This window comes from Brasilonema bromeliae SPC951 (genome assembly GCF_012912135.1).
Taxonomy (GTDB): domain Bacteria; phylum Cyanobacteriota; class Cyanobacteriia; order Cyanobacteriales; family Nostocaceae; genus Brasilonema; species Brasilonema bromeliae.
Genome location: NZ_QMEB01000353.1, coordinates 1 through 646 on the forward strand (window position 1 = coordinate 1; position 646 = coordinate 646).

General features: G+C 42.3%; 1 protein-coding gene. It reads right to left on the reverse strand.

Annotated features, from left to right (window positions below; translation table 11 throughout):
- Positions 1 to 111 precede the first annotated feature (111 nt).
- Positions 112 to 639 (reverse strand): DUF4112 domain-containing protein, encoded by a 528-nt coding sequence (locus tag DP116_RS27295; protein ID WP_169158115.1) that lies wholly within the window; start codon positions 637 to 639, stop codon positions 112 to 114.
- Between the last annotated feature and the right edge of the window lie 7 nt (positions 640 to 646).

The following is a 646-nucleotide window of genomic DNA, read 5'->3' on the forward strand; positions in this document are numbered from 1 at the left end:
TCAGTTATCAGTACTTGTTACTCATAACCTTGATAACTGTTCACTGTGAAATCCACCTCAGCAAACTTGATAACTGTTCACTGCGGCTGGTACTGTTCACTGTTCACTGTTTTAACCGCCACTTAACAATCCCTGTAGCATTACAAGCAGTGATCCAAGCAGTCTAATGAACATTACGGTAAATGCGACTAATGCAATAGCAACTATGAACAATACAATAAAAACCCCAAATACAAACCACTTGTCTGCACTTTTCCTCTGCCTAGGAAACCTCAGATGATCTTCCAGTAGCTTAACATTACGCTCGTTCGCTTTCCAGGCGAAATCAAACAAGTCTCCTGCTATGGGTATTGCACCTACTAAGCCATCAATAATGATATTGATCATCATTCTACTTAAAGTTGCCGCAGGCGCTCCTAGTCGTGCAGCTTCAAGGACAATGTACGCTGAAAGCATGACTCCTAAAAAATCACCACCAACAGGTATTAATCCTATGATTGGATCTAGACCAATACTAACCTGCGTTCCTGGAACGGTAATAGCTCTATCGAGTAAGCGGCTTAACTGACGCAGCCTTCTTAAAGTTGGTGCTTTAACATCAGGTTCAATTATGGGGTAGGAAGGGGGAATTTCAGACATTAGGGCG